This is a genomic window from Nostoc sp. 2RC (assembly GCF_014222165.1).
In the GTDB taxonomy this organism is placed as follows: Bacteria; Cyanobacteriota; Cyanobacteriia; order Cyanobacteriales; family Nostocaceae; genus Nostoc; species Nostoc linckia.
The window spans coordinates 1-10,223 of sequence record NZ_JACKZU010000300.1 but is presented as its reverse complement, the minus strand read 5'-3'; the positions used below and the strand labels follow the sequence as shown (position 1 = coordinate 10,223).

Sequence of the window (10,223 nt, the reverse complement as noted above, 5' to 3'; positions counted from 1 at the left end):
GACAAGACCCCTCCCCAACCCTCTCCTTGCTAAGGGGAGGGGTCTTGTCTATGTGTCGCATTCTTTTTTCAAATTGGTATAAGAGTTGTGGACAGTCAACAGTCAAGGGTGCGTTAAGCTATTGATAATACATCAATTGCCACCTTTTGTGAGTTAATTAATATGATTTTACAAACAGAAAAGCGTTACTACACCCCAGAAGAATATCTGGAATTAGAGGAGAAAGCTGAATATAAAAATGAATACAAAGATGGAGAAATTATACCCATGACAGGGGGAACAACTAACCACAACAAAATTGCACTTAATTTTTGTAGAAAATTTCCCTTGACAGTGCAAAGTCAAGCTTATGACATATATATTGGAGATGTAAAATTAGCAATACCTCGTTATCGTATTTATACTTATCCTGATGTGATGGTTATCAAAGGTAAGCCAATCTACGAGGGAACAAGTAAAACAATTATTACTAATCCCTCGCTAATTGTTGAAGTTCTATCAAATTCAACTAAAAATTACGACAAAACAGACAAGTTTAAATATTACCGTTCGATTCCTATTTTTCAAGAATATATTATGATTGACCAGTATAGTTTTTCTGTCGAACAATTTGCCAAACAAACAGAAGGACAATGGATATTTAAGGAATATGAAGGTGAAGAGGCTGTTTTAGTCTTAGATTCTATTGATTTTCAAATTAGCTTGCGAGATATTTATGAGCGAGTTGATTTTGAGTTGATTGAGGAATAAGTGAACTCCAAAAAATAAATTGTTCCGATTTAGGTCGTTAACTGCTGACTTTCAACAGTGAACAGTCAACAATTAACAGTCTTATGTGTAATATTTTTTACTTAGAAATCCCTAATATCAGTGTTAACCTTTAACTAGTTCTACAATGGCTGTTATTAGCTCCTCTGGTTCCACAGGTTTGGCAATATGCTTAGCAAATCCGGCGGCTATGGCAAGTTGTTGATTTATTTCTCCAGCATAGGCGGTTAAAGCGATCGCTTTTATATTCCCTCCCTGCTCTGGTGGCAAATTTCTTACCTGCTGCATTAACATATAGCCATCCATATTAGGCATTCCCACATCGCTGACTAAGATGTCTGGGGTCGATTGTACTAATAATTGCAGTGCTTCATCGGCAGATGCAGCTAAGGTTACCTTTGCCCCTGCTTGCTCTAACAAAAAGCTGATATAGTCGCGGGTATCTGCATCATCATCTACCATGAGAATTTGGATATCCGCTAGCGGTAAAGCCGCAGTCACATCTAATGAAGAATCAGAATTGAGTTCCTTGTGTACTGGGGCATTCTTAATTAGTGGTATCCTCACTGTAAAAGTGGCTCCATGCCCTTCGCCTAAACTGTGTGCTGTCACCACACCACCGTGTAATTCTGTGAGATGGCGAACAATTGCCAAACCTATTCCTAATCCACCAAATTTTCTCGTTGTGGCGGCATCTGCTTGACGAAAATAGTCAAATATGTATGGTAAAAAGTCAGAACTGATACCTCTGCCTGTATCGCTAACGACGATTTGAGCTTGAGTACCAACACGCTGCAAACGCACCTCTACACGCCCTCCCACATCAGTGAACTTGACTGCGTTGCATAACAAATTCCAGATGATTTGCTGGAGGCGTGCTGTATCACCTGCTACCTTGAATTTAGAATTTTGCTGAGATGATTTTCCTCTTAGATGCGAAGCATCTGGGAGCAAGGGTAGGGTGAGTGCTGAACCTAAAGGAATTTGGGATTTGAGATGGCTCAATTCTTGGCTAGATTTTGAGGAGACATCGGAATTTTCCCTTCCAAAATCGACAACCGAAAATTGTAAATTGATGGATTTGGCTTGAGCAGCTAAGCGTACTGTGTCTAGTGCTGCTAAGATTGTAGTTTCTAAATCAACTGGGGCAATGTCGAGACTGAGTTTGCCTTGGAGAATACGAGATACATCCAGTAAATCTCCAATTAATTGGGTTTGCAATAGTGCATTACGTTCGATGGCTTCTAAGGCGTAAGCCGTTTTTTCTCGATCTAACTTGGACTTGCGGAGCAGCTTTGCCCAACCAAGAATGGGGTTGAGGGGTGTACGCAATTCATGGGATAATACCGCCAGAAATTCATCTTTGATGCGGTTGGCGGCTTCTGCTTGCTCCCGTGCTGCTTGTTCTCGTAAAAGTAGTTGTTCTCGTTCGGCTTCTGCTTTTTTGCGATCGCTAATGTCAGTATGAGTTCCCAGCATCCGTAGCGGTTGCCCTTGACGATCCCACGATACAATCTTGCCCACCGAGAGAATCCATTTCCAATCTCCGGTTTTGGTTTGCAGTCTAAACTCTACTCGGTACTCATCAAGTTTTCCCGCAATGTAATCTTCATAAACTTCGATAACCATTGCTGCATCATCAGGATGGATGCGATGACGCCACTTGTTATGAGTTTCTTGAAATTCATCCGGTTCGTAGCCCAGCATCACGGCATACTCTGGATTTACAATTGCGTCACCAGTCAACAGATTCAGGTCATAAAGTCCTTGATTTGCCGCCACCAAAGCTAAACGCAGGCGTTCTTCACTATCTTGCAAAGCCGCTTGTGCTTGTTTGCGCTGAGTAATGTCCTGAAGAATCAGCAAAATTGCATTGACGCTACCGCGCTCGTCATAAAGGGGAGCGGCTGAAATGTTGAGAATTACATTGGAGGTGTCACGCTTGCGGCGATAGGTTTCCACACCAAAGAAGACTTCCCCCTTGGTGACTGCTTCTCGTAGCTGATTGCATTCTTCGAGTTTTTCTTCTGGGACAATGGGCAACTGCTGACCTAACAGTTCTGCTTCACTCCAGCCAAATAATTGTTCTGCTGCTGCATTCCATAATTTTACGGTGGTATCTGTTGCAACCACAACAATCGGTAGTGGCGAAGCTTGAATGAGGGTAGTTAAGGTTTGTAGGGTTTGTTGGAGTTCTTGTTGGACTTCCTTGTATTCAGTGATGTCCATATTTACCCCTATTAAACGATCTGCCTGACCTCCATCACCAAAAATTTTTCCCTTGGCAGCTATCCAGCGAATCTTGCCATTAGGAAGGATAATTCGCCATTCGGTGTCAAAATCACATCTTTGTGTAATAGTTTGTTGGGCGGCAAGATGGGCATCAAAGCGATCGTCTGGGTGTAATCGTTTTAACCAATGTTCGTAAGTACCCTCAAAACTTCCAGGTGCCAGCCCAAATAGAGCTTCCATTTCTTCTGTCCAAATCAATTCTCCGGTTTGCAACTTCCATTCACAAGTGCCTATTTTGCCGACTTGTTGTGCTAAAACTAACCGTTCGCGACTGGCTCGCAGGGCAGCTTCCACCCGGTGTCGCTCGTCTATTTCCTGTTGTAATTGCTGGTTAACTTGCACCAGTTCAGCAGTCCTGGCCTCTACCCGTTGTTCTAGTTCTTCTTGCAACCGTCTTAGTTGGTTTTCAACAGCCAAGCGTTCCTCAATTTGTGAGTATAATGCCTTGTTTGCTTGCTTTAATTGCAGCGGACTTGGCAAGGCTAATGCTTGGGGAACTAGCGGCACGAGTTCGATGGCTGTAAACAAGGAAACTATTGCAGTTGCACCTTTGAGGATACCTGATAGCCAATAGGTAGGATGCCACAGCGTCCAAATTTCAGCAATGTGTGTCGTACCACAGAAGACAATAAAAGCAGCAAATAACAAAAATATCCAAGAAAATGGTAAATCTTGGCGTTTACGAACGAAGTAAAACAACGTCAGCGGAATTGAATAGTAAGCAAGGGCAATGATACCATCAGAAATTATATGCAGCCAAACCAACCCTGGTTTCCACAGGTAGCAATGACCATGAGGAATAAATGAGCCTGCGCTAAACAAATTAACTATAAAGTCGTGCATACCATTGAAAACTAGGGTGAGAGGACAAATGAAAACTTCTATCCACTGGCGAGAGCATCTAACGCAGCATAAATTTTTGTGTTGGCTGTTGACGGTTGACGGTTAACTGTCAACAGCTAACGTCAACGAATTTAATGAGTAACTGGGCAATTTCAAAGCCTAATAATTTAACACTATAGGCTAGATAATTTAGATAGGGATTTGCAAGCAATAAAATATTCCATTACTACTGTTGACCGTTGACAGTTCACAGTCAACAGTTAATATAGTACTTTTATACTAAAACGACCGAATAATTCGTAAAGATAACTATACCTAGACCTTTACTTTTTAGTTCAGGGTTTGTAACTCATGACTCCAGTAGATATTCTCATTCTCTCTAATGGCCCAGGAGAAGTAACCACTTGGGTACGTCCAGTAGTGAAGGCATTGCGGCAGCAACTAGGGGATGACCGTTCTGTTGTGAGGATTTCTGTAGTTTTATCTCCTTGTCCTAATGCTACTGGTAAAGAAGCTGCGATCGCTCTTTCTTACCCAGAAGTAGACAGAGTTCAGCCAGCAGAACATTTTTGGCAATTTTTCCTCTGGGGTAAAACCTTTGCAAATTGGGACTGGAGAAGTTACGGTGTGGTGGTTTTTCTCGGCGGCGATCAAATTTTTCCTGTAGTTATTGGCAAAAAACTAGGATACCGCACAGTTGTTTACGCCGAATGGGAAGCCAGGTGGCATAACTTCATAGACCGCTTTGGTGTTATGAAACCTCAAGTTGCTGTCGGTGTTTCACCAAAATATGCCGACAAATTCACTGTTGTCGGGGATTTGATGCTAGAAGCCCAAGGACAAACTTTAACTCCTAACTCTTCACTTAACACTGAATTAATTGGTTTGTTACCGGGTTCAAAAGCGGCAAAATTAACCCAAGGTATACCTTTAATGTTAGCGATCGCCGAACATATCCACACAAGCAGACCCCAAACTAAATTTGTTATTCCCGTTGCTCCAACGGTGGATTTACAAACCTTAGCTAGTTTTGGCGATTCCCAAAAAAACCCTTTTGTGAAAACTTTTGGTATTGGCAGTGTTTCTTTAATAATTCCACAGGACAAAACAACCAAGCCATCACTGAAAACACAAACAGGTCTAACTGTAGAATTATGCCAAGAAAACCCTGCATATAATTTATTATCCCAGTGCCAGATTTGCCTGACTACAGTGGGCGCAAACACAGCTGAACTCGGTGCTTTAGGAGTACCAATGATTGTTTTACTACCTACCCAACAATTAGATGCCATGCGTTCTTGGGATGGTTTACCGGGTTTATTGGCAAATTTACCAGGGGTTGGTTCTACCTTTGCCAAGGTGATTAACTGGGTCTTTCTCAGACGCAAAGGTTTATTAGCATGGCCGAATATCTGGGCACAGCAAGAAATCGTCCCAGAACTTGTAGGCAAACTCCAAGCCCCAGAAATTGGAGATACAGTATTAGATTTTTTAGCTCATCCACAAAAATTGGAAGCTATCCGCGACAAACTACGTCAGGTTCGTGGTGAAAGTGGAGCCGCCCACAAGATAGCACAGATTGTGAATGAGGAAATTGGGAAGTGATGATTGATGACTCAATACGGTTCGGTTAAAGGGGAAAGGGCAAAGGGGAAAGGTTTCAAATACATCCTTTACCCTTTACCCCTTAACCTTTTCCCAGACCACAAGGCAAGTTCATACTGCTTATCCGAACCGTATTGACTGGTGACTGATGACTGATGACTGGGGAGATGAGGGAAACAAATCAATTCAAAATCAAGAATTCAACCTCCAATCTCCTGCCTCCTACCCCAGTCAACAGTCAACAGTCAACACTCCCCATCCCTTCTACCTAATCCGAAAACCCACCACTACGTCTTCCCAGTTCAAAAATGCCACAACTAATACAAGCAAGTATGCCTAAGCTGATTCCCCAGCTACGTCCTAAGCTGATTTCTACACCCCAATTAAACAAAGCGCCGAATACCAAAAAAGGCACAATACTAAATAGTGAGGCGTAGAAAGCGTTTTGCGATTCTCTAGCTTTACGAGTTTTTTCAAATTCTGATTGGCTGGTATAAAGCGATCGCTCGGCAAAGTTAAACCAACGGTTTAGTTGCTCGATTACCCATTCAGTAAGTTTGGAAAAACCTAGATATAACGCTAATGACCACAAACTAGCTCCAGCAATGGCGATCGTGTCTAATTCAAAGCGGAAAGGCAAAATTTCAGTGAGCATGTCTTCAGGAGTCCTGCAAGGGTCAACTTTAGCTTTTAGTAGATGCTAAACAAACCTCTTGTGCAATTTTAAGCATAAACGTTACCAACATTTCAACTATTTGACAACTCTCTTATTGCTAGGCTGACTCTAGCGCCATCAGCTAACTTTGAAGAAAATCATATCGTTTGAAACTTTTTTCTCAACCACTATGTATTGATTATGTCTTAGTAACAAAAAGCATAATTATTCACTACTAAAAATAAGTAATAACCATTAAACAAACAAAAGATATAATTTATACTTTTTTATTTAATACATGAGAAATTTATATTAATATCTAATCTGTGATTTTTTATTTAAATATTAAATTACCAGATAATATAACAATCTGGTATCATTGAGGTTCATTTATTTCGTTTGAATCTTCAACTAAAATATATAAATTCAATAATGAAAAAATATAATTAATTTGCTATCTTCCTTAGTAAAAAAATAGTCAGCAATCAATAATTTTGTCAAATTCGGGAATCAAAAAAATGACTAACAGGCAACAAAGAGTAATACTTTCTGGAGCCACACTGTTGATATTAGGATTTTGTTTTGGAAGTTTAATTACTCTCTTGCCTAAACCAGAAATAGTTACAGCCAAAGAAGTTCAACCAAAGAAGGTAGCCAGAACTAATAGTTGGCAAGCGGCTTCTTTCCCTGTAGAAAACTTTCAAGCTTACACATCTGGTTTTGGTTACCGTCCCTCAGCTACTGGTGGTTCTAATTGGGAATTTCATGGCGGTTTAGATATGGCTGCTCCCCAAGGTAGTTATATTCGTAATTGGTGGGTAGGTACAGTCATTAAAGTTCGTGCTGGTGAAGCTTGCGGTACTCATGTAGTCATTAAATCAGGTGAATGGGAACACACTTATTGCCACATGGAAGGAAACGTCGAAACTGCATCTGGTCGCCGTTATTTCATTGACCGCGCAGGTGGAATTCTCATTTGGGAAGGTCAGCAAATACCAACTGGAGCGAGAATTGGTAGGGTAGGAATGACTGGACGCACCACCGGGCCACACCTCCACTGGGGGTTAAAATATAGCAATAATTATGTAGACCCTGCACTTGTTTTGCAAGCGATGTTTTCCCAGCAAAAAGTTTCCAGAACAAGAAGCTGAAGTAATTTTGTAGGGTGCGTTATGGACGCAAGTCCTAACGCACCCCACCAAACTCCACAAAGAAATGGTATTGGTAGTACGCCAAGTAAGCTTGGCTCTTTAAAGGGTTTAATCCCTTACCCTTTTCCCTTTCCCCTTTCCCCAGACCTCACAACCGCATTTTTGGGTTGGCAAACCATTAGTTGCTTGAAATTAATACCATGAACGTCTGTAGTCTCGTTGTCGCCTTAACTGCCGTTGTTGAATATTTTGGTATCTTCTGAAAGGATCGCGTCGTTGGATGATTCGATTTCGTCCGTAAGGATCGCGTCGGATTACTCGATAACGTCCGACAGGCTGGCGTCGTTGGATAATTCGAGTTCGTCCGTAAGGATTACGTCGTTGGATGATTCGAGTTCTTCCGTAAGGATTGCGTCGGATTACTCGATATCGTCCCAACCGCCGTTGAGCAATTAATAACTCTCCTTTTGTATCTCCAATGAGGTTAGCCTCTGACGCCGCACCTTGTTCGTTCAAACCATTACTTAGAGAAATATCTTTCGCTTGTGCTAATGAGGGCGGATACACAAAGGCAAATAGCAATAGTGCTATCGAGGATAGCTTCCTGAAACCTTTCATGTTTTTGCTTCTCTAAATTTTCACTAATAACTTTATTAAAACACTTTAAAATCAGCATTTATCGCTGATATAGCTTTTTTTAAACTTAAATTGGTATGAAATTATGTATTAAAAATTCATTCCTATGAATGATTGCGAATCATGATAAGCTATGCAACTAATTTTAGGGCAGCGATCGCCAAATTATGTCCGTAATATTTAGCTATACTAGCGGTACACGTTCTTCCATAGTCTTCCACACTGTGTTGCAGCACGATTTGATATTTCATTGTTTCTGTAGCACTTTTGTTTGATTTTTCAATTATACGAATATAGAAAGTATTAATTGTTTCTTACTTGTTTTTGAGGTGTAAGTTATTTTTACACATCATCAAATAACATTCTTTTCTGTCTGAAATTGTTTATTGAAAAAGGTTGTGAAGTAAACTTGTCTTTTACTCAAAAGATTATTTAGTCACAATTGTTAATAAAATGCTAAATTTATAAACAATTTAGGCAAGTACTTTTACTTAGAATTAAAAGCAGGTTAAGAATAAATTATTACTTGATATATTTGAATACCATGTATTATTATGAACACTAAGTAAATTGATCTTTAGTTTACTGTCAAACAAAATTATGTCTGAAAATCAACCAAAACAAGCAAATTCACAAGCCGTACCTTTCTTTGCCCGTTTTTTAGAAGGGCAAAGTTTTGAAGAGTTATCCGATGAAGAATTAGAAGGAATTAGCGGTGGAATTTCTGGTATAACCAGGAAAAAGAATGATGAAATTGCTCAAACTTTGAAGTATCCATCCGATCAAGAAGATAGTTCAATCTCAACGAAAAAAGCCCCCTCTGATACTGATGAGTATGCTGTTACTCAAAAATATCCTTCAGATGGGGATGATTACAATTTTCCTGTAGAATAACAGTTTAGCTTCGATGACATCAGATATAGGGTTTTGAACAAATTCTCACAATAACAATACCATAGCAATCCTATTTGAGTTGTGAAAAATATCAGTGGTGACTGTTGACTGTAGTCAAACAACAGCTTGATATGTAAAATCTCACAAATGATTTATGACTGCTGTATTAGCTTTGCCAACTCCATTTAGGGGTTGGCTTCCCATTACAACGCTTTTAGAGTAATTCAACTACACCACTCCCGACTTTCTTTGACTTTTTGAAAATATATTATGCACCTTGAGCGTGATGTAATTTTATTAATTACCCACAGTGGCGATTACTTCACAATAGATAGAGTTGCTGAAGCTGTATTAAAAAGAGGCGCACAGCCATTTCGCCTTGATACAGATAAGTTTCCCATCGCACTGCAACTCCAGGCTAATTTAAGTAACTTTGGTAGCAACCATACACTGAAATATGGCGATGTCTCCCTCAACACTGAGCAAATACAAGCTGTATGGATGCGGCGTATCTGGCAACCCGATTTAGGTAAAGAATTAGCTCCCCAATTTCAAGCAGCTTGCTCTAATGAATCGCTAGCAGTTTTAGACGGCTTTTGGGACAGCCTCAGGACAGCCAAGTGGGTGGATAATTTACAGCGCATCAGTGCAGCAGAAAACAAATTACGCCAGCTTAGAGTTGCATCAGAAGTAGGTCTTGTAATACCGCAGACTCTCGTGACTAACGATCCTCAACAAGCACGAGAATTTTTCCAGCAAGTCAACAAAAAAATGATTACCAAACTGCTGAGACCTCTTTCTTATGGTATGCAAGCCTCTGCTTTTTTCATGTATACCAGCGTTGTCAAAGAAGAAGATTTAATTGACGCCGAAACACTGCGTTATTGTCCAGTTGTATTTCAAGAACAAATACCCAAAAAATTAGAATTACGCGCAGTTTATGTAAATGGTAACTTATTTGTTGGGGCGGTAGATGCATCAGAATATGCATCATTAACCCAAGATTGGCGACGTGGCACAAAACAAACTTTAACCTGGCAACCATATCAACTACCTGATAAAATTATTCATTGTCTTGATGCTTTTATGGAAAAATTTGGCTTACTTTTTGGAGCATTTGATTTTATTAAAACTCCATCAGGCGAATATGTTTTTTTAGAAATTAATCCCACAGGAGAATGGGGGATGCTAGAGAGAGATTTAGACTATCCCATTGCAGAAGCGATCGCTGATGCGCTACTTTCGTAAAAATCGTGAGTAGGGAGATGAGGGAGACAAGGGAGACAAGGGAGACAAGGAGAATAACTCCTAACTCCTAACTCCTAACTCCTAACTCCTAACTCCTAACTCCTAACTCCTAACTCCTAACTCCTAACTCC

9 protein-coding genes are annotated in these 10,223 nt (G+C 40.3%); 5 read left to right on the top strand and 4 right to left on the bottom strand.

Annotation, left to right across the window (positions count from 1 at the left end):
- Nucleotides 1-162: 162 nt before the first annotated feature.
- Entirely contained in the window at nt 163-750 is a 588-nt protein-coding gene (locus GNE10_RS25920) for a Uma2 family endonuclease (RefSeq protein WP_185568008.1), read from the top strand.
- Between the two features lie 123 nt (nt 751-873).
- Here the strand turns inward: GNE10_RS25920 and GNE10_RS25915 are convergent, their stop codons facing one another.
- Entirely contained in the window at nt 874-3,903 is a 3,030-nt protein-coding gene (locus tag GNE10_RS25915; RefSeq protein WP_185568005.1) for a PAS domain-containing hybrid sensor histidine kinase/response regulator, read from the bottom strand.
- Nucleotides 3,904-4,254: 351 nt separating this feature from the next.
- Between GNE10_RS25915 and GNE10_RS25910 the strand changes: the two genes are divergently transcribed.
- Nucleotides 4,255-5,508: a lipid-A-disaccharide synthase gene (locus GNE10_RS25910; RefSeq protein WP_185568003.1), complete on the top strand. Its 1,254-nt coding sequence runs from the start codon at nt 4,255-4,257 to the stop codon at nt 5,506-5,508.
- A 268-nt stretch (nt 5,509-5,776) separates the two neighbouring features.
- Here the strand turns inward: GNE10_RS25910 and GNE10_RS25905 are convergent, their stop codons facing one another.
- Nucleotides 5,777-6,163, bottom strand: coding sequence for a hypothetical protein (locus GNE10_RS25905; protein ID WP_185568000.1), 387 nt, complete (start codon nt 6,161-6,163; stop codon nt 5,777-5,779).
- Between the two features lie 518 nt (nt 6,164-6,681).
- On the opposite strand from GNE10_RS25905, the gene GNE10_RS25900 reads away from it, so the two are divergent.
- A complete protein-coding gene (locus GNE10_RS25900) occupies nt 6,682-7,314 on the top strand; it encodes a M23 family metallopeptidase (protein WP_185567998.1) in 633 nt (210 codons plus the stop codon).
- Between the two features lie 192 nt (nt 7,315-7,506).
- Here the strand turns inward: GNE10_RS25900 and GNE10_RS25895 are convergent, their stop codons facing one another.
- Nucleotides 7,507-7,932 carry a hypothetical protein gene (locus GNE10_RS25895; RefSeq protein WP_185567995.1) on the bottom strand — a complete coding sequence of 142 codons (426 nt, stop codon included), beginning with the start codon at nt 7,930-7,932 and terminating at the stop codon, nt 7,507-7,509.
- 149 nt (nt 7,933-8,081) lie between these two features.
- Nucleotides 8,082-8,201 carry a cysteine peptidase family C39 domain-containing protein gene (locus GNE10_RS25890; RefSeq protein ID WP_185567993.1) on the bottom strand — a complete coding sequence of 40 codons (120 nt, stop codon included), beginning with the start codon at nt 8,199-8,201 and terminating at the stop codon, nt 8,082-8,084.
- 349 nt (nt 8,202-8,550) lie between these two features.
- On the opposite strand from GNE10_RS25890, the gene GNE10_RS25885 reads away from it, so the two are divergent.
- Together GNE10_RS25885 and GNE10_RS25880 are read left to right on the top strand one after the other, a co-directional pair.
- Nucleotides 8,551-8,844 carry a microviridin/marinostatin family tricyclic proteinase inhibitor gene (locus tag GNE10_RS25885; RefSeq protein ID WP_185567992.1) on the top strand — a complete coding sequence of 98 codons (294 nt, stop codon included), beginning with the start codon at nt 8,551-8,553 and terminating at the stop codon, nt 8,842-8,844.
- A 270-nt stretch (nt 8,845-9,114) separates the two neighbouring features.
- Nucleotides 9,115-10,092: an MvdC family ATP-grasp ribosomal peptide maturase gene (locus GNE10_RS25880; RefSeq protein ID WP_185567989.1), complete on the top strand. Its 978-nt coding sequence runs from the start codon at nt 9,115-9,117 to the stop codon at nt 10,090-10,092.
- Nucleotides 10,093-10,223: the final 131 nt, after the last annotated feature.